We start from the raw sequence: 25,172 nt of genomic DNA, 5'->3' as shown, positions 1-25,172 counted from the left end.
TGTGCAGGGTGGCCGTCACGCTCCTCCTCGATTCCCCCGGCACCGGATCCGTCGCCGTTCAGCAGTCCCCGCTGGCCGAGCTGTGCGCCTGCCTCCATGCCCTCGACGAGCCCGGCCACCACCCCGGCAGCGCGAGCTGGGTGGCCAGGGCACACGCCCGGCTGGACAGCGGGCTGCTGGCCACGGCAGCCGCCTCGGCGCCGCTCTGGGGCGCCTTCCGCGCCCGCTACCTGCTGCCGCTGTCCGCGGGACCGGCGCGTACGCTGGCCGGCGAGCTGCGGGAGGTGGCCGGGCTGCCCATCGGTGACTTCGTGGCCATGACCGCGCAGGCCCTCATCGGCAAGAACGACACCGAGCTGGCGCCCAGGCTCAGCGACGAGGTGCTGCAGCGGCTGCGGCTGATCTCCTCCAGCCGCATGGAGATCGGCGCCCGGCTGCGCGCCGATCCCGAGGCGTTCCGCGGCGAGCTGCTCGGCTTCCTCGCCGACTTCGCCGCCGCGGCCTTCGACGCCGAATGGCCGTCGCTGCGCCCGGCCCTCGACCGCGACCGCGCGGAACGCGTACGCGACCTGCACCGGCGCGGCGCCCTCGTCCTGGCCGACCTCCCGACCGCGTCCACGTCGTCCGGCGCGCGCGGGCCGCTGCGCATCGTCTTCGACAAGCTCTACAACGCCACCGCCCGCGTGGACGAGAGCCGGCCCTGCCTGCTGGTGCCGACCGTCCACGGCCGGCCGCACTTCGTGATCAAGCACTACCCCGGCTACCCGGTCGTCATCCAGTACAGCGCCGACGGCGCCGCCATACCCACGCTGGAGACGGCCAGGCGCCGGCTCGCCGCGCTCCAGGATCCGACCAGGCTGCGGCTGGCGTACGCGATCCTGCGCAACCCCGTCGCCACCGCCGAGCTGGCCATCCAGCTCGGCATGACCGCGCCCCAGGTCTCCCGGCATCTGCGCAGGCTCAGGGAGGCCCAGCTCGTGCACACCCACCGGCGCGGCTCGGTCGTCTACTACCAGCTCGACGCCGACGCCGTCGAACGCCTCGGCCCCGACCTGCTCTCCGTCCTGTACCGGTGAAGCCCCGAAGATCGCCCACGCGACAGCCGTGGGGCTAGCCGCCCTCCTGCGACGCCGCGGGTGAGGAGGGCGGGGACGGCGGCGGCGCCGCCACGGGCATGCCGGGGAAGGCCGCGGGCTGGACGGGGCGGAAGGCGTACGAGCGGGTCGTCGCCTCCTGCATGGCCAGCGCCGCGTAACGGCGCAGCGAGACGTCCTGCGCGGCGGCGAGCTCAAGGTAGGCGGCCGTGACGCCGGTCTCCAGGTGCACCGCCAGCTTGGCCGCCAGCGCCGGCCCGGAAGGGAAGAACGGCAGCGCGTAGGACGCGTCGGGCTCGGCCGGCCGGCCCCCGCGCTTCGTGATGAACGCGCGGAGCTGGTCGCGGCGCGCCCGGTGGGCGTCGAAGGCCGCGCTCATCCTGGCCCGCAGCGACCCCGACGTGCGCGCGCCCAGCAGCCCGTACGCGAACAGCGCGGCATGCTCGGCCGCCAGCGCCTTGCGGAGTTTCTCGACGTCGTCAGGGTTCACAGCGACCTCGGCAGGGCGAGCGCGTGGGCGGCCTCGCAGGCCCCGATGCTGGCGATGAGCTGGGCCACCCCGGGGGAGACGCGGTCGAGCTGGCGGACCCGCAGGGCCGCCGCCCTGCTCTCCAGGTCGCGCAGGCGGGACAGGGACGGCTTGGGCGCGGCGGAGGTGGGGGTGGAGGTGGCGGGTGGCGTCGAGGCCACGGTTACGTATTTGCGGAGCTCGTTCACGTGGGCCTGATGGCGGTCACGGAACGGCACCAGCTTCCGCGCCCCGCCCGAGATCAGCGACGAATAGAGCGCGATCGTCCGCTCCTTCTCCGCGATCAGGTCCTTCAGCAGCGTGGTCTCAGGGGAGTCGGAGGCCTGGACGGACGGCTGAGGCGGGCCGGTGGCGCTGCAGGCGGTGAGAGCCGCCGCTCCGCCCGCCAGCACGACTCGCCGGGAGAGGTGACGCGGGCGCACGGGCTGGGACCTCCAGTGACGGTGGAGCCGATCGAGGAGAAAGCCGCCCATGGGCAGGCGCGCCCGATCGACGCCGCGACGGCGGGCCCTTCGGGGGCTTTCTCATCGGTAGCATCGTACGGGCTGGTGCCCGCGATCGCTGTCAGGCGACGCTCCGCCATTCGACCATTACGAGTGGCGCTCTTTCCGTGCCCCCATACAGATAGGGTGTCAACTGTCGTCGCTGGCTGAGCGGCCAGACGGCGGAGAGCCAGAGGCGAGGTCCGCCCGGTTGAGACATGACAATAGGGGAGGTCGATATGGGCAGCGCATCACCCCGCGACCACCTGATGAAGCTCCTTGAGCCTGTGGTCGCCGCGGAGGGCCTCGATCTTGAGGACATCACGGTCACCCAGGCAGGCAAGAGACGGCTGCTGCGCGTGATCGTCGATCGCGACGGCGGCGTGAGCCTCGACGACGTGGCCGACGTGAGCCAGGCCGTCTCCACAGCCCTGGACGACGACGACGCGATGGGCCAGGCGGCCTACACGCTGGAAGTCTCCTCGCCGGGCGTCGACCGCCCGCTCACCGAGCCGCGCCACTGGCGCCGCGCCGCGAAACGCCTGGTGAAGGCCGAGCTGAGAGACGACACCGTGGTCGAGGGGCGCATTTTGGCCGCGGACGAGGCCGGTGTCGACATCGACGTCGCGGGCTCCGCACGCAGGCTTGATTACGAGGACCTGACCCGGGGACGGGTACAGGTGGAGTTCCGCCGGATCGACGACGTCGACGGCGACGAAGGCTAAGGGGGAGCCGTCGTGGACATCGACATGAGCGTCCTGCGCAGCCTCGAGCGAGAAAAGGACATCTCCTTCGACCTGGTCGTCAAGGCGATCGAGGACGCGCTGCTGATCGCCTACTTCCGCACCGAGGGCGCCGCCTCCAAGGCGCGCGCCGAGCTCGACCGCGGCAGCGGTCACGTCACGATCTGGGCCGCCGAGCTCGACGAGGACGGCGAGGTCGTCAGGGAGTACGACGACACTCCCGGCAACTTCAGCCGGATCGCCGCGACCACCGCCAAACAGGTCATCCTGCAGCAGCTGCGCGACGCCGAGGACGAGATCAACTTCGGCGAGTTCGCCAGCCGCGAGGGCGAGCTGGTCTCCGGCGTCATCCAGCAGGGCAAGGACCCGCGGGTGGTGCTGGTCGACCTCGGCAAGATCGAGGCCGTGCTGCCGCACGCCGAGCAGGTCCCCGGCGAGGAATACGTGCACGGAGAGCGCATCCGCGCCTACGTCGTGCAGGTGAAGAAGGGTCACAAGGGCCCCTCCGTCACCTTGTCGCGCACGCATCCCGGGCTGGTGAAGAAGCTGTTCGCGCTGGAGGTGCCCGAGATCGCCGACGGCACCGTGGAGATCGCCGCGGTGGCGCGCGAGGCGGGCCACCGGACGAAGATCGCGGTCAGGTCGCGCAAGCCCGGCGTCAACGCCAAGGGCGCCTGCATCGGGCCCATGGGCTCGCGGGTGCGCAACGTGATGACGGAGCTGCACGGCGAGAAGATCGACATCATCGACTGGTCGGAAGATCCGGCGGAGTTCGTGGGGAATGCCCTGTCGCCGGCCCGTGTTTCCCATGTCGAGGTGCTCGATCTCGAGGGGCGCGTCGCGCGGGTGACCGTGCCCGACTACCAGCTTTCGCTGGCCATCGGGAAAGAGGGGCAGAACGCCCGGCTTGCCGCGAGACTCACCGGATGGCGGATCGACATCCGGCCGGATACACAGGCCGAAGATGCCGCCGGTTCCGTAGATGCGTCGACACGGTAAGCTGGAATATGGTGGCCACGCGACCCCACAGCGCACCTGTGTGGGCTGCAGGGTTCGTACGGCTAAGTCCGAGCTGCTCCGTCTGGTGCGGGTTGAGGACCATCTGGTCCCTGATCTGCAAGGACGGCTTCCTGGCCGCGGTGCATCGCTGCATCCGACCTTGAGCTGTCTGGAGCTTGCCGAGCGTCGCCGAGCGTTTCCGCGCGCGTTCCGCGTGCCGGGGCCGCTTGACGTCTCGCGCGTGCGGGCGCAACTGGAGGGAGACCACGCAAATGTCATGTAGGACGCCGAGTTGATGGGCGGAGTCAGATTGCTATGAGCGCCTGATGAGCACGCGGCGATGAAGACGTCAAGTTAGCGACGGTCCGGACGGCATAGCCAGCCTCCCGGGCCGAGTAAGGGAGTGCAGTGGCGAAGGTCCGGGTATACGAGCTCGCTAAGGAGTTCGGCGTAGAGAGCAAGGTCGTCATGGCCAAGCTCCAGGAGATGGGAGAGTTCGTCCGCTCGGCGTCCTCGACCATCGAGGCGCCGGTGGTCCGCAGGCTCACCGAAGCTCTGGGCGCATCGAAGGGTGGGCCCTCCAGAGGCGGCGGACAGCCGTCCAACAGGCCGCAGCCGCCTAGGGCTGCTCCCCGGCCGGCGGAAGGCCAGGCCGGTGGCAATGGCGCCCCTCAGGCGCCGGCCCCCTCAGCCCCGCGTCCGGGTCCCAGGCCCGGTCCGGGTCCGCGTCCGGGTCCCGCGGGCGGCGGTCAGCCGCGCCCGCCGGTGCCCATGCCCCACCAGCCGCCGCAGCAGCCCGAGGCTGCTCGCGGTGAGACTTCCGGGGCTCCTCAGGCACGTTTCGAGAGCGGCGCGCCCGCGCGTCCGACTCCGGGTCCCCGTCCGGGCCCCGGCGGCGCCCGTCCCGGCCCCAGGCCGGGTCCCGCGCCCCGTCCGGGTCCCAGGGACGGTGGCCCCAGGGACGGCGGCGGCCCCAGGGACAGGGATGGCGGCGGCTCCAGGGATGGCGGCGCCTCGCAGGCCCCGCGTCCCGGCGCGTCCACCGGTGGCGGTCCCCGTCCCGGTCCGAGGCCGGGCCCGCGTGGTCCGCGTCCCGGTAACAACCCGTTCTCCTCGACCGCCAGCGGCATGGGCCAGTCCCGGCCGCCGCGTCCCGGCGGCCAGCGCGACGGCGGCGGTCCCGACCGCCGCGAGCGCCGTGACGGCCCGCCGCGCGACGGCGCCATGCCGCGCCCGCCGCAGGGCCGTGGCGGCACCGGTGACGCCGGTCCCCGTCCTGGGCCGCGTCCTGGCCCGCCCGGTGCGGGCGGTCCGCGTCCCGGTCCCGGTGCGGGCGGTCCCCGTCCCGGCGGGCCGCGTCCCAACCCGATGATGATGCCGCAGGGTCGTCCCGCCGGTCCCGGTGGTGGCGGCGCAGGCCGTCCGGGTGGCGGTGGCGGCGGCGGTCGTCCCGGCGGTGGCGGCGGTGGCCGTCCCGGCGGTGGCGGCGGCGGTCGTCCCGGTGGCGGCGGCGGCTTCGCCGGTCGTCCCGGCGGCGGCGGTGGCACCGGCCAGCGCACCGGCACCGGTGGTCCCGGTGGCGGCGGCGGTGGCGGCGGCTTCGCCGGTCGTCCCGGCGGCGGCGGTCGCGGTCGCGGCGGCGGCACCGCGGGAGCCTTCGGGCGTCCCGGCGGCCGTCCGGCCCGCGGGCGCAAGTCGAAGCGGCAGAGGCGCCAGGAGTTCGACAACATGTCGGCGCCGGCGATCGGCGGCGTGCAGGTCGCTCGTGGCAACGGCGCGACGATCCGCCTTCCGCGCGGCGCGTCGCTGTCCGACTTCGCCGACCGCATCGGCGCGAACCCCGCCTCGCTCGTGCAGATCATGCTGCACCTCGGCGAGATGGTGACCGCGACGCAGTCGGTCAACGAGGAAACGCTGCAGGTGCTCGGCAACGAGCTCGACTACAACATCCAGGTCGTCAGCCCGGAGGAGGAGGACCGCGAGCTTCTCGAGGCCTTCGACATCGAGTTCGGCGAGGACGAGGGCGACGAGGCCGACCTGGCCGCGCGTCCGCCGGTCGTGACCGTCATGGGTCACGTCGACCACGGTAAGACCAAGCTGCTCGACGCCATCCGCAAGACCAACGTGGTGGCGCGCGAGGCGGGTGGCATCACCCAGCACATCGGCGCTTACCAGGTCGCCGCCGAGCACGAGGGCGAAGATCGGAAGATCACCTTCATCGACACCCCGGGTCACGAGGCGTTCACCGCCATGCGTGCCCGAGGCGCCAAGTCCACCGACATCGCGGTGCTGGTGGTCGCGGCCGACGACGGTGTGAAGCCGCAGACGATCGAGGCTCTCAACCACGCCCAGGCGGCCGACGTGCCGATCGTGGTCGCGGTCAACAAGATCGACAAGGAGGGCGCCGACCCGAACAAGGTGCGGGCCCAGCTCACCGAGTACGGTCTGGTGGCGGAGGAGTACGGCGGTTCCACGCTGTTCGTCGACATCTCGGCGAAGAACGGCACGGGCATCGACAACCTCCTCGAGGCCATCCTGCTGACCGCGGACGCCGAGCTCGACCTGCGGGCCAACCCGACGATGGACGCCCAGGGCATCGCGATCGAGGCGCACCTCGACCGCGGTCGCGGCCCCGTCGCGACCGTCCTGGTCCAGCGCGGCACGCTGCGCGTCGGCGACAGCATCGTCTGTGGCGAGGCCTTCGGCCGCGTCCGGGCGCTGCTCGACGACAACGGCGACGCGGTCGAGGAGGCCACGCCGTCCCGTCCGGTCCTGGTGATGGGTCTGACGGCCGTGCCGAGCGCCGGTGACAACTTCATCGTCGTCACCGACGACCGGATGGCCCGCCAGATCGCCCAGCAGCGCGCGGCGCGCAAGCGCAGCGCCGACATGGCGAAGTCGAGCCGTCGCCGCAGCCTCGAGGACATCTTCAAGGACCTCGAGAAGGGCAGCGTCGACGAGCTCAAGCTCATCATCAAGGGTGACGTGTCCGGTTCGGTCGAGGCCCTGGAAGACGCCCTGCTCAAGATCGACGTCGGCGACGAGGTCAGGCTCCGTGTCCTGCACCGCGCGGTCGGCGCGATCACCGAGTACGACGTCAACCTGGCCGTGGCCGACGACAACGCGGTCATCATCGGCTTCAACGTCCGCCCCGAGCCCCGGGCGCGCGACCTGGCCGAGCGCGAGGGCGTCGACATCCGCTACTACTCGGTCATCTACCAGGCGATCGAGGAGATCGAAGCGGCGCTCAAGGGCATGCTCAAGCCCGAGTTCGAAGAGGTCCAGCTGGGCACGGCGGAGATCCGCGCGATCTTCAAGGTGCCGAAGATCGGCAACATCGCCGGTTCGCTGGTCCGCTCCGGCAGGATCGTGCGCAACAGCAAGGCCCGCCTCATCCGCGACGGTGTCGTCGTGACCGACAACCTGACCGTCTCCTCGCTGCGGCGGGAGAAGGACGATGTCACCGAGGTCCGCGAGGGCTTCGAGTGTGGTATCGGCGTCGGCTACAACGACATCAAGGAAGGCGACGTCATCGAAACCTTCGAGATGCGGGAGAAGCCGCGAGACTGACGCGCGGCTCGGCGCCCGGCGGGAGATCCGCCGGGCGCCTCTCGCACGCCTTGGCCTGGTCCCCACCGCAGCAGGCCGGGCGTGCGTCCACCACACCAGATCAAGCGGTGGTTGCCAACGATGTATGTGGGTGCTCTGACCCTGGACATCCTGCTCGGCGACGTCAGGTCGCTGAAGCAGAAGCGCTCTGTCGTACGGCCGCTGATCGCCGAGCTGCAGCGCCGTTATCCCAGCATCGCGGTGGCCGAGACCGGCCATCTCGACCTGCACCGCAGGGCCGAGGTCGGCGTAGCGGTGGTCTCCTCCTCCGCGGGTAACTGCAACGAGGTCCTGGACGCCTGCGAGCGGATGGTGGCCTTCCGCCCGGAGATCGAGCTGCTGTCGGCCAGGCACCGGCTCTACAACGACGAAGATTGAACGATTGCACGGCCACGTCGTGCGTGAGGGGGAGCGAACATGGTGGATGCCGCACGAGCGCGGAAGCTCGCCGACCGCATCCAGCAGATCGTCGCCGAGATGCTGGAGCGCCGGATCAAGGACCCGCGCCTGGGCTTCGTCACCGTGACCGACACGCGCGTCACCGCCGACCTGCGCGAGGCGACCGTGTTCTACACGGTGTACGGCTCCGAGGCCGAGCGGTCCGACAGCGCGGCCGCCCTCGAGAGCGCCAAGGGGATCATCCGCTCCGAGGTGGGCCGCCAGACCGGCGTGCGCTTCGCCCCGACGCTGACGTTCAAGCACGACCCGCTGCCCGACTCCGCGCGCCACCTCGACGACCTGATCACCGCCGCCCGGAGCCGGGACGCCGAGGTGGCGCGCCAGGCCCAGGAGGCCTCCTACGCCGGCGAGGCCGACCCCTACCGCAAGCCCGACGAGGGTCCCGAGGCGGACCTGGGCGGGGACGACCAAGCGTGACGCCCAACGTGCGCGACAGAGCGGATCGCCCGTTCCGTGCGGACGCCCGGACGGTCACCGGCGGGGCGATCCCCGAGGCCGCATGGGACCGGGCCCTGCGGCTGATCGGGCAGACCGACGAGATCGCGCTGGCCTGCCACGTGACGCCCGACGGTGACGCGCTCGGGTCGATGCTGGCCGTGGGGTTCGTGCTGCGGTCGATGGGCAAGCGGGTCGTCGCGTCGTTCGGCGACCACCACTTCGTGGTGCCGCGGCTGCTGCGGTTCCTGCCCGGGCAGGACATGCTGGTGCCGCCGCAGGACTATCCGGCGGCGCCGGAGCTGATGATCACCTTCGACGCCTCGACGTTCGAACGCCTCGGGCTCCTGCGCGAGAACACCGCCAGGGCCCGCGAGGTCATCGTCGTCGACCATCACCCCTCGAACGAGGGGTTCGGCACGCTCAGCCTCATCGACTCCACGGCCGCCGCCACGGCGATGCTGGCCGAACAGCTGATGTACCGGCTCGGCGGGCGGCTCGACCGTGACATCGCCGTCTGCCTCTACACCGGGCTGGTGACCGACACGGGGTCGTTCCGGCACTCCTCGACCACCCCGGCCGTGCACCAGATGGCGGCCAGGCTCGTGGCGACCGGGCTGCGCACCGACGAGATCGCCCGCGAGCTGTGGGACCGTTCCCCGTTCGGCTACCTCAAGGTGCTGGCCGCCGCCCTCGACCGGGCGGCGCTGGAGGACGGGCTGGTCTGGACGTACGTGACGCGGGTCGACCGGGCCGCGCACGGGCTCCCGTACGCGGAGCTGGAAGGCATCATCGACATCGTGCGGCGCACCGACGAGGCCGAGGTCGCGGTCGTCCTCAAGGAGGACGACCAGGGCGACTGGCAGGTGTCGACCCGGTCCAAGGGCAGGGCCGACGTCGGGGCCGTGTGCGCCGCCCTGGGCGGCGGCGGGCACCACAACGCGGCCGGTTACACCTCGCACGAGACCGTGGAGGCGACCATGGACGCCTTCCGGCGCGAACTTGGGAAGGTTGGATGGTCGAGAGCGGGCTGATCATCGTCGACAAGCCGGGCGAGTGGACGTCCCACGACGTGGTGGCCAAGATGCGGCGCATCGCGGGCACCCGCCGAGTGGGGCACGCCGGCACGCTCGACCCGATGGCGACGGGCGTGCTGGTGGTCGGCGTGGAGAAGGCCACCAGGCTGCTCGGCCACCTGACGCTGACCGAGAAGGTGTACGAGGCCACGATCAGGCTCGGCGTGAGCACGAACACCGACGACGCCGAGGGCGAGGTCACCGCCACGGCCCCGGCGTCCGGCGTCACGGCGGCCGAGATCCACAAGGGCGTCGCCGCGCTCACCGGGGAGATCATGCAGATCCCGCCGCAGGTGAGCGCCATCAAGGTGAACGGGCAGCGCGCCTACAAGATGGCCCGCGCGGGCGAAGAGGTCGAGCTGCGGGCCCGGCCCGTCACCGTGCGGACGTTCGACGTGCTCGACATCCGGGCGCACGACGACGTCGTGGACGTGGACGCGGTCGTGACCTGCTCCAGCGGCACCTACATCCGCGCCCTGGCCCGCGACCTGGGCGCCGCGCTCGGGGTCGGCGGGCATCTGACGCGGCTGCGGCGCACCCGCGTGGGGCCCTACGGGTTGTCGCTGGCCAGGACCATCGACCAGCTTTCCGAGGAGTGCGCGATCCTGCCCATCGCAGAGGCGGTGGCGGCGGCGTTCCCGCGCCGGGACGTGACGGCCGAGGAGGCGCGCGTCATCTCGCACGGGGGGCGGCTTTCGTCCACCGGGCTGGGTGAGGGGCCGATCGGGGTGTTCGGGCCTGAGGGGGAGCTGCTGGCGCTGGTGGAGGAGCATGGGCGAGTGGCCAGGCCCCTCGCCGTCTTCGCCTCCTAGGGCCCTCTGAGAGCCCCGCACACCCACCCGGGCACGGGGGCGCTCAGGCGGGTTTGCGGGCGACGATGATGTCGCGGACGATCGCCTGGTCCACCCAGTGCTCGAAGTCGGGGTAGTCCATCACCTGGAGCCCGGCCCCGTCGAGGATCTGGGCCAGCTCCGAGCTCTTGCCCCCGTACGTGTTCCACGAGATCCCCATGGCCCCGCCGGGACGCAGGAGCTCGGCCCAGATGGGCACCGCCTGCCGGAGCAGCTCCATCGGGCTGCGCGACAGCCCCGCGCCGCCCTTGCTGCCGTGCTGCACCCCGTACGGCGTGTCGGTCACCAGGGCGTCGAACGAACGCGGCTTGAAGAAGTCGCGGCTCTTGAGGGTGTCGGCGTTGACCACGGCCAGGTGCTGCACGTCACCGGCCTTGACCGCCTCCTTCGACAGCCCGAACGTGACGTTGAGCCGCCGCCCGACCAGGGCCCGCTCGCGCCGCACCGGCACGGTCTCGGCGGTGTGCTTGAGCCGCTTGTTACGCAGCCAGGTCTTGACGAACCCGGTGTAGGCCTCGAAGTCCTTGCCGTCGACGTCGAGCCCGTACGCGTCGTACCCGTACATGAGGGCCTGGTTGAGGGTCGTGCCGCGCCCGCACAGCGGGTCGAAGACCGAGAGCCGCTCGCCCAGCCCCTTGTCACCGGCCAGCAGCGTGACGTTGAGCAGCAGCTTGGTGAAGTGCTCGTTGGTCTTGCCCGCGTATTTCTGGATGGTGATCAGGTCGCTGCTCAGCCGGTCGAGCGACGCCATGGAGAGGGGCCGGAGCAGCTCCCCTTCCATCCCAAAAATCGCATAAACAGAGGAAAGATTCGACAAAAGCGAAATGTCCGACTGCGTCAGCGGCTCAGATGTCTCGAACGTCACATACGGCACACCGCCGATGGCGGTCTCCTCGCTGGCGAGCACCTTCCCGCCCAGGCCGTACGTGCTGAACACCGCCAGCTCGCTCCTGGTCAGCCGGATGGAGCTCTCCCCGTAGACCCGGTTGAAGGCAGGCAGGATCAGAAGCGCGTAACGAGGCATGATGCCCGATCCTAGCGCCCTCGATTGGAGCGAACGGCGACGCGCGTGGCAGGCTTGTGGGGGATTGAGCCGCCACGAGCGAATGGGGCCTAGCGTGCAGGGTTCGGGAAGGTCTGTCGTCACCATCGGCGTGTACGACGGGGTCCACCGCGGGCACCGGCGGGTGGTCGAGCGCGCTGTCGGCATCGCCCGCGGGCGGGGGCTGCGCAGCGTGGCCGTCACGTTCGAGCCGCATCCCGACGAGGTCGTGCGGCCCGGCACGCACCCGCTGCGCCTCACCGGCCCGCGGCGCCGGGCCGAGCTGCTGGCCGAGCTGGGGGTGGACGAGATCGACGTCGTCGACTTCACGCTCGACCTGTCGCGGACGAGCCCGGACGACTTCGTCCAGGCCGTGCTGGCCGAGCGGCTGGGCGCGGCCGTCGTCGTGGTGGGCGAGGACTTCGTGTTCGGGCACGAGGCCAGCGGAGATGTCGAGACTTTGCGGACGCTGGGCGACAAGTACGACTTCGAGGTGGAGGCCGTGCCCCTGCTCGATGCCGTCTCCTCCGCCGCGATCCGCGAGCGGATCGTCGCGGGCGACGTCGAGGGCGCCGACGAGCAGCTCGGGCGGCCGCACCGGGTGGAGGGCGTGGTCGTACGCGGCTACCAGCGGGGACGCCAGCTCGGCTTCCCGACCGCGAACGTCGAGACCTCCCAGCACACCGCCATCCCGGCCGACGGGGTCTACGCGGGGTGGTTGGAGTGCGTGCCGATGGCCAACCTGCCCGCGCTCTACCAGGGGGAGCGGTGGCCGGCGGCGATCTCGGTCGGCACCAATCCGACCTTCGAGGGAGTGCCCAGGACGGTCGAGGCATATGCGCTCGATCGGGACGATCTTGAGCTTTACGGGGTGCACGTGGCGGTAGACTTCCGCGCCCGGCTGCGCGGCAACACCCGATTCGACTCCATCGAGGCGCTGATCGCGCAGATTCACGCCGACGTCGACGCCGCCCGCCGCCTCACGACCTGAAACGCTCACGCCTCGTGACATCGAGGCGCGAATCGGACCCCGGAAAGGACCGCCCGAGCACGCCGCGTGAAGTGGTAACCTAGCATGTCGGCTCTGTAGCGGCGGCGCTGCGCGCTGCCCATGACGGCCTTCACGCGGCGACTGTAGGCACGCACGGTCGTTCGCATTCTCATCATCGTTCACGCGTGCCCGTAGCTCGAAGGAGAGCCGTGTCCCTCGACACCGCTGCCAAGAAGTCCATCATCAGCGAATACGCGACGGTCGAAGGCGACACCGGGTCGCCCGAGGTGCAGATCGCACTGCTGAGCAAGCGCATCAGCGAGCTCACCGAGCACCTGAAGACGCACAAGCACGACCACCACAGCCGTCGTGGCCTGCTTCTGCTCGTCGGTCGCCGGCGCCGCCTGCTGAAGTACCTGCAGAAGGTCGACATCCAGCGCTACCGCTCGCTCATCGAGCGGCTCGGCCTGCGCCGATAGCATGAAAGGGAGCGGCGAACGCGCCGCTCCCTTCTCATATGGGTAGCGCCATATGGTCGGATAAGCGGCAATGTGGAAATGTTGTCGCATCTGACTCACAACTGAAGATCCGAGACACACAGCCCCCGCGTCCGTTCAGCACCATGCGACCCGCGACGCCTGCGGGCCGGTCCTCGGTAGTGGCTTCCGGTAGGTATTTGACAGTGAGAATGTGACCGGGCGCTTCGATCGAAGACCGGCGCTGCACCTAACGAGGGTGCCGGTGAGAAAAAGGGCGCGGGAGACCGACCACAAGGAGGTCCCCCGTGGAGGGTGTCCACACCGCTGAAGCCGTCATAGACAACGGCTCATTCGGCACTCGTACGATCCGGTTCGAAACCGGTCGTCTCGCGCGCCAGGCGGCGGGTTCCGCCGTCGCCTACCTCGACAACGACACGATGGTGCTCTCTGCCACCACCGCGTCGAAGTCCCCGAAGGAGAACTTCGACTTCTTCCCGCTCACCGTCGACGTCGAAGAGCGAATGTACGCCGCGGGTCGCATCCCCGGTTCGTTCTTCCGCCGCGAGGGCCGTCCCTCCGAGGACGCGATCCTCACCTGTCGCCTGATCGACCGGCCGCTGCGCCCGTCGTTCGTGAAGGGCCTGCGCAACGAGATCCAGGTCGTCGCCACGGTGATGGCGCTCAACCCCGACCATCTCTACGACGTCGTGGCGATCAACGCCGCCTCGCTGTCCACGCAGCTGGCCGGGCTGCCGTTCTCCGGTCCGATCGGCGGCGTGCGCGTCGCGCTGATCGACGGCCAGTGGGTGGCCTTCCCGACGCACCACGAGCTGGAGCGGGCCACGTTCGACATGGTCGTCGCGGGTCGCGTGCTCGAGGACGGCGACGTCGCGATCATGATGGTCGAGGCCGAGTCCACCAAGGACACGCTGAAGCTGGTCGCCGAGGGGGCCGTCGCGCCCACCGAGGAGACCGTCGCGCAGGGCCTGGAGGCCGCCAAGCCGTTCATCAAGGTGCTGTGCGAGGCCCAGTCTCGCATCGCGCAGGTCGCCGGCAAGGAGACCGCCGAATACCCGGTCTTCCTGGACTACCAGGAGGACGTCTACGCCGCGGTCGAGGCCGCGGTGAAGACCGAGCTGGCCGCCGCGCTGACCATCGCGGGCAAGCAGGAGCGCGAGAACGAGCTGGAGAAGGTCAAGGCGCTGGCCGCCGAGAAGCTCCTGCCCGAGTTCGAGGGGCGCGAGAAGGAGATCTCCGCCGCGTTCCGCTCGGTGATGAAGAAGCTCATGCGCGAGCGGGTCATCAACGAGGGCATCCGCATCGACGGCCGCGGTACCAAGGACATCCGTGCCCTGTCGGCCGAGGTCCACGTGGTGCCCCGGGTACACGGCTCGGCGCTGTTCGAGCGCGGCGAGACCCAGATCATGGGCATCACCACGCTCAACATGCTGCGCATGGAGCAGGTCATCGACACGCTCAACCCCGAGCGCACCAAGCGCTACATGCACAACTACAACTTCCCGCCCTACTCCACCGGTGAGACCGGCCGGGTGGGCTCGCCCAAGCGCCGCGAGATCGGTCACGGCGCGCTGGCCGAGCGGGCGCTGATCCCGGTGCTCCCGTCCCGCGAGGAGTTCCCGTACGCCATCCGCCAGGTCTCCGAGGCGCTCGGCTCCAACGGCTCCACCTCGATGGGCTCGGTCTGCGCGTCCACGATGTCGCTGCTGGACTCGGGTGTGCCGCTCAAGGAGATGGTCGCGGGCATCGCGATGGGCCTGATCGGCGAGGGCGACAAGTACGTCACCCTGACCGACATCCTGGGCGCCGAGGACGCCATGGGCGACATGGACTTCAAGGTCGCCGGCACCAAGGACGTCATCACCGCCCTGCAGCTCGACACCAAGCTCGACGGCATCCCCGCGAGCGTGCTCGCGGGCGCCCTGAAGCAGGCCAAGGGCGCGCGCCTGGCGATCCTCGACGTGATGCAGGAGGCGATCGCCTCCCCGGCGGAGATGAACCCGACCGCGCCGCGCATCATCACCATCAAGGTCCCGGTAGACAAGATCGGCGAGGTCATCGGCCCGAAGGGCAAGATGATCAACCAGATCCAGGACGACACCGGCGCCGAGATCACCATCGAGGACGACGGCACGATCTACATCGGCGCCACCGACGGCCCGTCGGCCGAGGCGGCCCGTTCGGCGATCAACGCCATCGCCAACCCGCACATGCCGGAGGTCGGTGAGCGCTACATCGGCACGGTCGTCAAGATCGCGGCCTTCGGCGCGTTCATCTCGCTCCTGCCCGGCAAGGACGGCCTCCTGCACGTCTCCCAGATCCGCAAGCTGCACGGCGGCAAGCGCATCGAGAACGTCGAGGACGTGATGAGCGTCGGCGAGAAGATCCAGGTCGAGATCGCCGAGATCGACGCCCGGGGCAAGCTCTCGCTGGTGCCCGTCGAGGTCATCGAGAAGGAGGCCGCCGAGAAGGAGGCGAAGGCCGCCGCCGGGGCCGACGCCGAAGGCGGCGAGGGCGGCGAGGGCGGCGAGGCCCCGCAGGCCGAGGAGGCCGCCGCGGCGCCTGGCGAGGAGAAGTCGGAGCGGCCCCGCCGCACCCGCACCCGTGTGCGCACGCGCGGCAGCGGCGCCGACGGGGACGACCGCAACTCGTGAGCGAACTCAGGCACCCCGGCCATGGGGCCCTCTCCGGAGGGCCCGTGGCCGGGCCAGTCGGCGCCCCGGAGGCCCTGTGAGTACTACCACGCTGCACCCCGGCAGGGACGGAGCCGGGGTCGTGAGGCGCACCGTCCTCCCAGGTGGGCTGCGCGTGGTGACCGAGACCATGCCGACCGTACGCAGCGTCGCGGTCGGCATGTGGGTCGGCATCGGCTCGCGCGACGAGGCCCCCGAGCACACGGGGGCCACCCACTTCCTCGAACACCTGCTGTTCAAGGGCACTCCCACGCGCGACGCCATGGAGATCTCCGCCTCCATCGAGGGCATCGGCGGTGAGATCAACGCCTTCACCGCCAAGGAGTACACGTGCTACTACGCGCGCGTGCTCGACGAGGACCTGCCGGTCGCGGTGGAGGTGCTGGCCGACGTGGTGACCAGCTCGCTGGTGACCGAGGAGGACGTCGAGTCCGAGCGCGGCGTGATCCTCGAAGAGATCGCCATGCACGACGACGACCCCTCTGACGTGGTGCACGAGCAGTTCGCCGCCGCGCTCTACGGCGACTCGGCCATCGGCCGGCCCATCCTGGGCACCGTCGAGTCGATCAACGCTCTCGGGCGTGAGCGGATCGCCGAGTACTACCACCGCTACTACCGGCCCCGCCGCACGGTCGTGTCCGTCGCGGGCAACATCCGGCACGAAGAGGTCGTCGAGCTCGTCACCCGGGCGTACGAGCGGGCGGGCGCGCTGGGCGGCCCGGCCGAGTTCGCGCCCCCGCGCACCAGCGGTCCCGGCGCCGAGCTGCGTTCCGGCGTGCGGGTGCTCGACCGGCCGACCGAGCAGGCCAACCTGGTGCTCGGCACGACCGGCCTGGCCCGTACGGACGACCGCAGGTTCGCGCTGGGCGTGCTCAACGCGGCGCTGGGCGGCGGCATGTCGTCCAGGCTCTTCCAGGAGATCAGGGAGAAGCGCGGCCTGGCCTACTCCGCCTACAGCTACACCTCGGCCTACGCCGACACCGGCCAGTTCGGGATCTACGTGGGCTGCCTGCCGTCGAAGATCGACGACGTGCTCAAGATCTGCCGGGACGAGGTGTCCAGGGTGGTGGCCGAGGGCCTGAGCGCCGACGAGATCATGCGCGGCAAGGGGCAGATGCGCGGCGGGCTCGTGCTCGGCCTGGAGGACACCGGCTCGCGCATGTCGCGCATCGGCAAGAACGAGCTCGTGTACGACGAGCTGATGTCGGTGGACGAGGTGCTGGCGCGCATCGAGGCGGTCACCCCCGACGAGATCGACGAGGTGGCGCGGGACGTGCTCAAGCGGCCGCTCACGCTCGCCGTGATCGGCCCGTACGGCGACAAGGACTTCACCGAGGCCGTCCGCCCGTGAGAACAGACCCGCCACATGGGTCCTGAGCGGCCACGACAGTGGGCCGGAGGTCCCATGGGCGGGTTTTCGCGCTGGTATAGGGTTGGCCTGTGATCAGGGTAGGTGTGCTGGGCGCCCGCGGGCGCGTCGGCGTCGAAGTGTGCAAGGCAGTCGAGGCGGCCTCCGACATGGAGCTGGTGGCCGCGCTCGACAAGGACGACTCCATCGAGGGGCTAGAAGGCGCCGAGGTGGTGGTCGACTTCACCCATCCCGACGTCGTCATGGGCAACCTCGAATGGGCGATCCGGCACGGCGTCCACCCGGTGGTGGGCACGACCGGGTTCGACGAGGGGCGGTTGGAGACCGTGCGCGGCTGGCTGGCCGAGTCGCCGGGCACCCACTGCCTGATCGCGCCCAACTTCGGCATCGCGGCCGTGCTCATGATGCACTTCGCCCAGCAGGCGGCCCGCTACTTCGAGTCCGTCGAGATCATCGAGCTGCACCACCCCAACAAGGCCGACGCGCCCTCCGGCACGGCCACCCGCACGGCGGAGCTGGTGTCCCAGGCGCGCGCCAAGGCCGGGCTCGGCCAGATGCCCGACGCCACGAGCACCGCGCTCGACGGCGCCCGCGGGGCCGACGTCGGAGGCGTCAACGTGCACTCGGTGCGGCTGTCCGGGCTCATCGCGCACCAGGAGGTGCTGCTGGGCGGCGAGGGCGAGATCCTCACGATCCGGCACGACACGATGACCAGGGCGTCCTTCACGCCGGGCGTGCTGCTCGGGGTGCGCCGCGTACGCGAGCTCCCGGGCCTCACGGTGGGCCTGGAGCCGCTCCTGGACCTCTGACCCTCCCGCGCCGGTGTGAACCGCACACGACGTGCCCACAACCGTACGGTCGTGGGCACGTCGTGAGGAGAGGGTCCCGGCTCCGCACAGCCGGGCCTTACGATCATCAACATTAAAATATGAGCGGCGCGATCCGGCTCCACCATGAGATCGTGTCGGCATGGTGCGATGGGCTGAGCCGGACGAGCTCCCCGGGCTGGTCGCGATCGAGCTGGCGGCCGACAGGCTCTTCGAACAGGTGAACATCGTCTTCCCACCGGGCACCACCATGATCGAAGAGGCGGACGACCCGCTCAGCGTCCTGGTCGAAGGGACCCCTCCCGCGGGGTTCGCGCTGCTCGCGTGGGTGGACGGCAACCTGCACCTCGAACAGCTCGCCGTGCATCCCGACCACATGCGCCAGGGCATCGGCGGGCGGCTGATCGCGGCGGTCCTCGACCACGCGCGAGCCGCCGGAGCGCCTGCCGTGACGCTGACGACCTACCGCGACGTGCCCTGGAACGCGCCGTGGTACACGCGGCACGGCTTCTCGGTGATGCCCGAGGAGGAGTGGGGGCCGGAGCTGCGCGCGCTGGTGGAGAACGAGCGGGAGCTGGGCATCGAGATCGCGCCCCGCGTGGTCATGCGCCACTGACCCGGGAGGGCGGGCGCGCGAGGTCGCTGTCGTCCACCCGCACGTCCTCGAACTCGTACCACCCTGGCCCCCGCCCGTCGTTCCCGACCGTCCGACAGCCGCGCCGCGGCGGATGGGCCGCGAAGCACGTGCACTTGTCGTACCCCACACCGAGCAGCAGGACCAGGGCTCCGGCGTCGTCCTGTCCGAAATCCACACCCAAGGAGGCGAAGTCATGACATATATGGGCGAAGTTCAACATATGACCCCTGACGTCTCTTTCGGAGCGTACTCGGTCCACAAGTGATCTCCATGGGCTAATTCTCCTGGTCACGTGCCCACTGATTGAGTGGATCATGATGCGTGGCCCGGATGCAGCCCATATACTTCACGCGCGTTCAAAACCTAAATTCTTGGTAAGTGGTCCCTTTCCTGTCCAGCCAGAGGCGGCTTGTCGTCATGCTGAGCCCCGCTCGGGAGCATAAGGTCGGTCTCCCCGACCAAGACAGGGCAGGCGGGGCGGGGGCCGTGAGCAACATAACTGATCCATCGCTGGCGGGCCCGGTCCCGAAGAGGACCAAGTCTGCCGTGGTCTGGGCTGGGTCAGCCATTTCCACGATGGGTACGCGCACACTTGCCGTCGCCTATCCGCTCCTGGCTCTGCACCTGACTCATTCACCCACCGCGGCCGGTTGGGCGGGATTCGCTCTGACGCTGCCGATCCTGCTGCTTTATGTTCCGGGCGGGGTTCTGGTCGACCGGATAGAGCCGCGCACGGTCATGCTCTTCGCGGAATTCGGGCGCATGGTGAGCGTGGCGTCCGTGCTCGCCATGCTGCCGTTCGGGGGTCCGCCACTCTGGTTCCTGATCGGAGCCGCGGCGGCGGAAGGCGCTCTCTGGGTGCTGTTCACCTTGGCTGAGGCCGCGCTGTTGCCGTCCCTGGCGCAACCGGTCACGATGTGGCGGGCGCTGGCCAGAAGCGAGGCCGCCAGTCATCTCGCCTCGATCGCCGGCCGGCCGCTCGGTGGATATCTTTTCGGAATCGGGTACCACGTTCCCTTCATGCTCAACACTGTGCTTTTCACCCTCTCCGGAGCCCTGGCCTTCGGCTGGCGCCGGGATTCCCGGAAGCGCGCCGAAGGTGGACGGCTGTCGCGTGATCTGCCCGGCGGACTTCGCGCGCTCAAGGAGCAACCTTTTCTCCGTGGGTCGATCATGGTGACCGCCGTCACCAACCTGATCGTCAACGCGCTCATCATGATCATCGTTGCCGGCACGGGCGGCATGTCCTCACTCGACATCGGACTCGTCCTCGCCGCCGGCGGGCTGGGCGGGGCGGTCGGCGCCGCCCTCACCTTCCGCTGGGAGCCGCCGCGTTTCGTGCTGCTGGCCCACCTGTGGATCTGGGTGCTGGGGCTGTTCCTCGCCGCGGTGGGGGCGGCCTCGGAGGCTCGATCGTACTTTTTCGGTCTCGCGCTCTTCACCACAGGCATCGGCGGTGCGCTGAGCAACGTGGCGATCAGATCCGTGGAGGTGCAACTGGTCGACCCCAGCACGCTGGCGCGGGTCGTGGGCGTCTCGCGGCTGCTGTCGCACGGCGCGCTCTGCCTGGCGGCTCCGCTGGGAGGTCTGCTGGCCACCTGGCGGGGCGTGGCGGGCGGGTCGATCGCCCTGTTCGTCGTCATGCTCGGCCTGGCCGGGCTGGTGTCGAGCGTCAAGCGGCTACGCAAATACCTGACTCCGCCTCTGCCTGAGCTGCCGGAGTCTCAGCTGCGGAAAATGGATTTCTGTTTCAGGAATCTGGAGCCCTCACCCAGCGCCGACGGCTAACCGTTTGGCGTCCTTGGCCAGGTGCTCAGGCAGAGCGGGCGCCTTGGCGGTGATGGCCTTGGCCGCCAGGTCCACTGCCGAGGTGGTCTTGCCCGAGAGCTGCTCCACCCTGGCCGCGTAGAAGAGCAGCGGGCCGTGGTCCGCTGACTGCGCCAACGCCTCCACCATCTCCTGCTGGGCCTCCTTGAGGCTGTTGGTCTGCGCGAGCGCGAGCGCATGGGCCACCTTGGCGAAGGGCCACCGCAGCGGACCGGCCCGGCCGAGGTCGCGCAGCGCGGCGTCGGCCCTGCCCATGCCGGCCAGGATCTGCCCGCGGGTGAGCAGGGCGTCGGTGTTGTTCCCCTCCCGGTCGAGCACGCCGTTGAGCACGCCCAGAGCCGCGTCGGGGTGACCGCCGTGCCACAGCGCCCAGGCCAGCTCCGTCTGGATCGTGAGGTCCGCGGGAACACGGACCATGGCGGCCTGCAGGTCGCGTACGGCCCTGGCGGGGTGCCCCTGGGCCAGCTGCAGCCGCCCGATGGCCGTGAGCAGCGGCCCGACGGCGGCCACGACGCCGGCGGTCTCGAAGCTCTTGGCGGCGGTACTGTAATGGGAGATCGCGCCCTCCAGGTCTTCGTGCTCGTGAGCGATGTTGCCGAGCAGCGACTCGACCCGTGCGCGCAGCAGGAGATCGTGCTCCTCCAGTCGGGTCAGCGCCTTCTCGCCGAGCCTGGCGGCCAGCAGGAGGTCGCCTTCGCACAGGGCCGCCTCCGCCTCGCGCAGGCACTCCTCGGCGCCCAGCCGCCCCTGCGGGGTCGGCTGGATGTCGCGATCGACGGGCCGGAGCATCCGGTCGTACGCCAGTTCGTACGAGCCCTTGCCCATACTCTGGTCGGCCAGGAGGAGGCGCCGCTTCACGAGCAGGGCGACGACGTTCCGGCCGATGCCCGCCATCCTGGTCGCGCCCTGCCGGACGGCCTGCCTGTCGCCGGCCCGGGTCGTGAACGTCAGTCGCAGCCAGGTCCGCAGTGTGCGGTCGTCCCCGTTGAACCGCTCGGAGGCGATCTGCCTGATCTCCCTCTCGTAGTGCTCGGACAGCGCCCTGTCGGCGTACTGGAGCACGTCGCTCTTCGAGATCTCGGTGGTGTCCGGCGGCAGGGAGTGCCACAGTGCCTCGCAGACCACCTGGAGCTGGGCGGGCTCCACGCTTCGCCCCTTCTGCGAGCGCGCACGGACCTTGGTGAGGTCGTCCACCAACTGCTCCGCCGCGTCCGTGGCGAACGCGCGTCCCGTGCCCCGCAGGGGGCGTGTCACCGCTTCCAACGCGCGGGCGACGGTCAGCGCTTCCAACGGGAAGCGCTCGGGCTCCCCGGCGCTCTGCGTCTCCGGGCTCTGTGCCTTGCGGTCGGGGTCGGCGAGCTGCCGTTCGTAGGGCAACAGGTCCGTCAGCCGGTCGGCCCGGATCGACAGCAGCAGCCGCAGGTCGGGGTTCGCGCGTAGCGCCTCGGCCAACTGGCCGAAGAACCAGTCGCGGTAGAGCTGGTGCCGCCGCCCTGCGGTGAAGAGTTCCTCGACCTGATCCACCGCCATCAAGGTGGGCATGGGATCGCCGTAGACGTCCCGCCTGACCGGCCGCGACCTCAGGAACGCCGGGATCGTCGTGCCCACGAGCCGAGTGGGGGGCGCCGGCGGAGACCACGACATCAGCAGGGCCAGAACGAACGGGTTGTGGGAGGGCAGCGCGGCTCTCGGGAAGGTGGAGGCGTACGAGACCCGGCCGAGGGGGAGGACGTCGGTCGCGCTGGGGCTGAGGAGGGGCATGACGCCGGCCTGGATCAGCGAGGTCTTCCCGATTCCGGAGGGGCCGTACAGGACCGTCACCCGCTGCGCCTGCCATAATTTGCGCACTTCGTGGGATTCTTCAGCACGTCCGAAGAATCGGTAGCGGTCCTCGGTGCGAAAAACGCATGAGCCCGGGTACGGTCCCGGTGTTTCCTGCTGCCCGTTCGTGCCGGAAGTCACCATGTCGATCCCCATCAGCGGCCACGATGCACCGCAATTTTCCGCCGTGCCGGTCAACGAGGTCGATATCCTCGCATGCGCGGTGGGGCCGGCACATCCTCCTCAAGGATAAGGTGCCTTCCGGGCACGCCAAAGCGCGCCCGGTTTCCGCCCTGCCGGTGGCAGATGGGAGATTGTGCTAGATCGAATTCGAGAAAGCCGCGACCTGCTCCTTGTCGTCGCGCAGGCAGGACGCCAGCGCGTCGCGCAGGGCGGCGCTCTCCATTTCCTGCAGCTCGCGCAGCGAAACGCTGGTCACGTCGATCAATACGCTGGATCCGTACTGCCCATCCTGCATGTGCACTCCTCTTTTCGGGCCGGCCGAATAACCATGTGCATACAGGCGCTTATGGGCGTGCGCGTCGTCGAGCCCGACCAAGATGGCGCAAGATTCTCATTATGATTCTGTGATAACCGACTCCGCGAATCAACATCTAGTATTGGGCGTACGGTTAGCGACCTCTCGGGCGTGAAAGCGGAGGGCCGACGTGACGGAGAATTCACACTCCCTGCCAGCGCACGTGCCGACGGTCTGGGAGAGGGTGCCGAAGCGTAATCCCAACTTCACCGGCCGTGCCCAGCTGCTGGTGTCGCTGCGGAGAAGCATCAGCCCGGTGACCGCGGTGGTGGCGCAGCCCTGGGCGCTGCAAGGTCTCGGCGGCGTGGGGAAGACGCAGCTCGCCGTCGAGTACGCCTGGCAATATCGCACCCATTACGACCTGGTCTGGTGGGTCTCCGCCGACCAGCCCATGCTCGTGCCGTCGTCGCTGGCCGCGATGGCGACCGCGCTCGGACTGCCCCCCGCGACCGTGACCGGTGTGGAGCAGGCGACGCAGTCGGTGCTGCGCGCGCTCCAGAGCGGGGTCCCCTACCGCAGCTGGCTGGTGATCTTCGACAACGCCGAGGACCCTGAGTTCATCAAGGACTTCATCCCCAGAGGGCCCGGCCACGTCATCATCACCTCGCGTAATTCGCGGTGGAGCGACCACGAGGCCACGATCCAGGTGGACGTGTTCACGCGCGAGGAGAGCATGGCATTCTTGCGCAAGCGCCTGGCCGGCGCGATCACCGAGGCCGAGGCGAACGAGGTGGCCGAGGTGCTCGGCGATCTCCCGCTGGCATTGGAGCAGGCCGCGGCCCTGTTGGCGCGCACTCTGATGCCCGTGGAGGAATACGTCGGGCTGGTGAAGCAGCGGACCGGCGACGTGCTCAACCTGGAGAAGTCGCCGACCTATCCGCAGTCCATGACGGCGGCGTGGCAGGTGTCGGTCTCGCAGCTTGAAGATCGCGTCCCCGACGCCGTCGAGGTGCTGCGCTGCTGCGCGTTCTTCGGGCCCGAGCCCATTCCGCGTGACGTCTTTCGCCGGGGCAACCAAGTGGCGCTGCGCAAGAACCTGAAGGAAGTCCTTTCGGACCCGATCAGACTGACCAACGCGTTGAGCAGCCTCGAGCGCCTGGCGTTGGTCAAGGTCGAGCCGTCCACCCGCACCCTCCAGGTGCACCGGCTCAACCAGGCGCTGCTCCGTGACGAGACTCCTGAGGGCGAGCGTGAGGAGCTGCGTCACGAAGTGCACCTGCTGCTGGCCAGCAGCATGCCGGTCGACACCGACGACCCGAGCAAATGGCCCCAGTTCGAGGAGTTGGCCGCTCACCTCGAACCGTCAGGTGTGATCGCCTGCGACCATCCCGACGTCCGCAAGTTCGCCCTGGACCTGGTGCGCTACCTCTACGTGCGAGGGAGCTACAAGCAGGCGGAGGCGCTGCTGGACCAGTACATCAAGACGTGGGCGGCGAGGAGCGACGCCCGGCACAAGGACGTGCTGGTCGCCCGCATCCACCTGGGAAACATCTATCGGTCGTTGGCGCGCTACGCGGAGGCGTACACGATCGACTCCGAGACGTTGGACATGATGCGCGAGGCCCTCGGCCCCGAGGACGCGGACACGCTGTGGGCGAGAAGCAGCTACGGCTCGACCCTCCGGGCTCGCGGTGATTTCCTGCGTGCGCGGGAGATCGACGAGGAGACCGTCCAGATCTACGGCGAGCTGAGAGAGACGGGGGACGACCGCGTCCGCGCGCTCAACAACCTCGGCGTCGACCTGGCCCTGACCAGCGAATACGAAAAGGCGAAAGAGCGGCTCCGGGAGAGCTACAACTACATGAGCAGCAAGAAGGAGGGCATCGGGCGGCGCGCTTTTCTCACCACGTGGACCAATCTGGGCCGGACCGTGCGGCTCAGCGGCCAGTTCCAGGTCGCCACCGACATCGCGGAAGAGGCGTTGGGATACGGGACCGCGCAGATCGGCGACGACCACCCGACCACCCTCCTGGCGGCCAAGGACTTCGCGATCTCCCTGCGCCGGAGTGGACGGCTGATCGAAGCTCTGGAGCGTATGAAGGACACCCACACCCGTCTGGTGCGGGTGTACGGAGACGTGCACGCCGACACGATGGCCGCGGCCATCGGCCTGTCCAACGCGCTGCGCGCCAACGGCGAGTTCGAAGAGGCGATGGTGATCGCGAAGCGCGCGCTCGACCACTATCCCTCGGTGTTCGGCGAAGATCATCCCTTCACCTACGCGGCCAACATCAACCTCGCGCTGCTGACCCGCCTGACCGGCGACGCCGTGAAGGCGCGGAAAATCAACGAACGGGCCCTGACCAGCCTCACCGAGCGGCTCGGGCGCGACCATGACTACACCGTGAGCTGCGCCATCAACCTGCAGAACGACCTGGCCGCGCTGGGCCTGCACGGCGAGGCCCGGCGCCTGGGCGAGGAGAACTACCGGCGGATCCAGACGTTCTTCAACCCCGATCACTATCTCAGCATCGTGTGCGCCGCCAATCTGAGCATGGACCTGCGGGCCACGGGCGCCGTGAAAGAGGCCGATCAGCTGCTGCAGGAGACGACGCAGAAGATGGACGCGGTGCTCGGGCGTGAGCACCCCGAGTCGCTCTCGGTGCTGGCCGGCGAGCGGCTCGACTGCGACTTCGACCCGCCGCCCATCTGA

At 69.8% G+C, this 25,172-nt stretch carries 23 protein-coding genes; 17 read left to right on the top strand and 6 right to left on the bottom strand.

Annotation, left to right across the window (positions count from 1 at the left end):
- The first annotated feature begins 8 nt into the window (after positions 1 to 8).
- Positions 9 to 1,076 carry a DUF5937 family protein gene (locus ACIBQ1_RS07445; RefSeq protein ID WP_397275259.1) on the top strand — a complete coding sequence of 356 codons (1,068 nt, stop codon included), beginning with the start codon at positions 9 to 11 and terminating at the stop codon, positions 1,074 to 1,076.
- A gap of 34 nt (positions 1,077 to 1,110) precedes the next feature.
- Here the strand turns inward: ACIBQ1_RS07445 and ACIBQ1_RS07440 are convergent, their stop codons facing one another.
- Complete coding sequence (locus ACIBQ1_RS07440) at positions 1,111 to 1,584, bottom strand: ferritin-like domain-containing protein (RefSeq protein ID WP_397275257.1); 474 nt, start codon at positions 1,582 to 1,584, stop codon at positions 1,111 to 1,113.
- Positions 1,581 to 2,045, bottom strand: coding sequence for a hypothetical protein (locus ACIBQ1_RS07435; protein WP_397275256.1), 465 nt, complete (start codon positions 2,043 to 2,045; stop codon positions 1,581 to 1,583). Before ACIBQ1_RS07435 ends, ACIBQ1_RS07440 begins: the two co-directional genes overlap by 4 nt.
- A gap of 299 nt (positions 2,046 to 2,344) precedes the next feature.
- Between ACIBQ1_RS07435 and rimP the strand changes: the two genes are divergently transcribed.
- The 8 genes from rimP to truB all read left to right on the top strand — a co-directional run bounded on the left by rimP (position 2,345) and on the right by truB (position 10,238).
- Positions 2,345 to 2,830: a ribosome maturation factor RimP gene (rimP, locus tag ACIBQ1_RS07430; RefSeq protein WP_397275254.1), complete on the top strand. Its 486-nt coding sequence runs from the start codon at positions 2,345 to 2,347 to the stop codon at positions 2,828 to 2,830.
- 12 nt (positions 2,831 to 2,842) lie between these two features.
- Positions 2,843 to 3,847, top strand: a complete 1,005-nt coding sequence (gene nusA, locus ACIBQ1_RS07425) for a transcription termination factor NusA (protein ID WP_397275252.1) — start codon at positions 2,843 to 2,845, stop codon at positions 3,845 to 3,847.
- Positions 3,831 to 4,130 (top strand): YlxR family protein, encoded by a 300-nt coding sequence (locus ACIBQ1_RS07420; RefSeq protein ID WP_397275251.1) that lies wholly within the window; start codon positions 3,831 to 3,833, stop codon positions 4,128 to 4,130. Before nusA ends, ACIBQ1_RS07420 begins: the two co-directional genes overlap by 17 nt.
- Before the next feature lie 125 nt (positions 4,131 to 4,255).
- Positions 4,256 to 7,417: a translation initiation factor IF-2 gene (gene infB, locus ACIBQ1_RS07415; protein WP_397275249.1), complete on the top strand. Its 3,162-nt coding sequence runs from the start codon at positions 4,256 to 4,258 to the stop codon at positions 7,415 to 7,417.
- A 120-nt stretch (positions 7,418 to 7,537) separates the two neighbouring features.
- On the top strand, positions 7,538 to 7,834 hold the full coding sequence (locus ACIBQ1_RS07410; protein ID WP_397275247.1) for a DUF503 domain-containing protein: 297 nt from the start codon (positions 7,538 to 7,540) through the stop codon (positions 7,832 to 7,834).
- A 39-nt stretch (positions 7,835 to 7,873) separates the two neighbouring features.
- Entirely contained in the window at positions 7,874 to 8,332 is a 459-nt protein-coding gene (gene rbfA, locus ACIBQ1_RS07405; protein WP_397275245.1) for a 30S ribosome-binding factor RbfA, read from the top strand.
- The gene (locus ACIBQ1_RS07400; RefSeq protein WP_397275243.1) at positions 8,329 to 9,384 is read left to right on the top strand and encodes a bifunctional oligoribonuclease/PAP phosphatase NrnA; all 1,056 of its coding nucleotides are present in this window, start codon (positions 8,329 to 8,331) and stop codon (positions 9,382 to 9,384) included. Before rbfA ends, ACIBQ1_RS07400 begins: the two co-directional genes overlap by 4 nt.
- Positions 9,366 to 10,238: a tRNA pseudouridine(55) synthase TruB gene (gene truB / locus ACIBQ1_RS07395; RefSeq protein ID WP_397275241.1), complete on the top strand. Its 873-nt coding sequence runs from the start codon at positions 9,366 to 9,368 to the stop codon at positions 10,236 to 10,238. The genes ACIBQ1_RS07400 and truB overlap by 19 nt, the downstream gene beginning before the upstream one ends.
- Before the next feature lie 43 nt (positions 10,239 to 10,281).
- Here truB and ACIBQ1_RS07390 read toward each other — a convergent pair whose 3' ends face one another.
- Entirely contained in the window at positions 10,282 to 11,301 is a 1,020-nt protein-coding gene (locus tag ACIBQ1_RS07390; RefSeq protein WP_397275239.1) for a TRM11 family SAM-dependent methyltransferase, read from the bottom strand.
- Positions 11,302 to 11,383: 82 nt separating this feature from the next.
- Here ACIBQ1_RS07390 and ACIBQ1_RS07385 point away from each other — a divergent pair, with 82 nt between their 5' ends.
- From ACIBQ1_RS07385 to ACIBQ1_RS07360, 6 genes are all read left to right on the top strand, one after another.
- A complete protein-coding gene (locus ACIBQ1_RS07385; RefSeq protein WP_397275237.1) occupies positions 11,384 to 12,310 on the top strand; it encodes a bifunctional riboflavin kinase/FAD synthetase in 927 nt (308 codons plus the stop codon).
- A gap of 209 nt (positions 12,311 to 12,519) precedes the next feature.
- Positions 12,520 to 12,789 carry a 30S ribosomal protein S15 gene (gene rpsO / locus ACIBQ1_RS07380; protein ID WP_111180641.1) on the top strand — a complete coding sequence of 90 codons (270 nt, stop codon included), beginning with the start codon at positions 12,520 to 12,522 and terminating at the stop codon, positions 12,787 to 12,789.
- A 305-nt stretch (positions 12,790 to 13,094) separates the two neighbouring features.
- Positions 13,095 to 15,461, top strand: a complete 2,367-nt coding sequence (locus ACIBQ1_RS07375) for a polyribonucleotide nucleotidyltransferase (protein ID WP_397275235.1) — start codon at positions 13,095 to 13,097, stop codon at positions 15,459 to 15,461.
- Positions 15,462 to 15,537: 76 nt separating this feature from the next.
- Positions 15,538 to 16,851: a M16 family metallopeptidase gene (locus tag ACIBQ1_RS07370; RefSeq protein WP_397275234.1), complete on the top strand. Its 1,314-nt coding sequence runs from the start codon at positions 15,538 to 15,540 to the stop codon at positions 16,849 to 16,851.
- Between the two features lie 89 nt (positions 16,852 to 16,940).
- Positions 16,941 to 17,678 (top strand): 4-hydroxy-tetrahydrodipicolinate reductase, encoded by a 738-nt coding sequence (gene dapB, locus ACIBQ1_RS07365; RefSeq protein ID WP_397275232.1) that lies wholly within the window; start codon positions 16,941 to 16,943, stop codon positions 17,676 to 17,678.
- Between the two features lie 160 nt (positions 17,679 to 17,838).
- The gene (locus ACIBQ1_RS07360; RefSeq protein WP_397275230.1) at positions 17,839 to 18,312 is read left to right on the top strand and encodes a GNAT family N-acetyltransferase; all 474 of its coding nucleotides are present in this window, start codon (positions 17,839 to 17,841) and stop codon (positions 18,310 to 18,312) included.
- Here the strand turns inward: ACIBQ1_RS07360 and ACIBQ1_RS07355 are convergent.
- Entirely contained in the window at positions 18,299 to 18,508 is a 210-nt protein-coding gene (locus tag ACIBQ1_RS07355; RefSeq protein WP_397275229.1) for a hypothetical protein, read from the bottom strand. The genes ACIBQ1_RS07360 and ACIBQ1_RS07355 overlap by 14 nt on opposite strands.
- 371 nt (positions 18,509 to 18,879) lie before the next feature.
- Between ACIBQ1_RS07355 and ACIBQ1_RS07350 the strand changes: the two genes are divergently transcribed.
- Positions 18,880 to 20,121, top strand: a complete 1,242-nt coding sequence (locus tag ACIBQ1_RS07350) for an MFS transporter (RefSeq protein ID WP_397275228.1) — start codon at positions 18,880 to 18,882, stop codon at positions 20,119 to 20,121.
- On the opposite strand, the gene ACIBQ1_RS07345 is transcribed toward ACIBQ1_RS07350, so the two are convergent.
- A complete protein-coding gene (locus ACIBQ1_RS07345; RefSeq protein WP_397275552.1) occupies positions 20,101 to 22,125 on the bottom strand; it encodes a hypothetical protein in 2,025 nt (674 codons plus the stop codon). The two genes, ACIBQ1_RS07350 and ACIBQ1_RS07345, sit on opposite strands and share 21 nt — an antisense overlap.
- Positions 22,126 to 22,300: 175 nt before the next feature.
- On the bottom strand, positions 22,301 to 22,459 hold the full coding sequence (locus tag ACIBQ1_RS07340) for a hypothetical protein (protein ID WP_397275226.1): 159 nt from the start codon (positions 22,457 to 22,459) through the stop codon (positions 22,301 to 22,303).
- A 244-nt stretch (positions 22,460 to 22,703) separates the two neighbouring features.
- Between ACIBQ1_RS07340 and fxsT the strand changes: the two genes are divergently transcribed.
- On the top strand, positions 22,704 to 25,172 hold the full coding sequence (gene fxsT, locus ACIBQ1_RS07335) for an FxSxx-COOH system tetratricopeptide repeat protein (RefSeq protein WP_397275225.1): 2,469 nt from the start codon (positions 22,704 to 22,706) through the stop codon (positions 25,170 to 25,172).

Origin of the sequence: Nonomuraea sp. NPDC050153 (assembly GCF_044460125.1) — a bacterium.
Lineage (GTDB): Bacteria > Actinomycetota > Actinomycetes > Streptosporangiales > Streptosporangiaceae > Nonomuraea.
The sequence above is the reverse complement of the archived record's forward strand: the minus strand, read 5'-3'. Positions and strand labels throughout refer to the sequence as shown.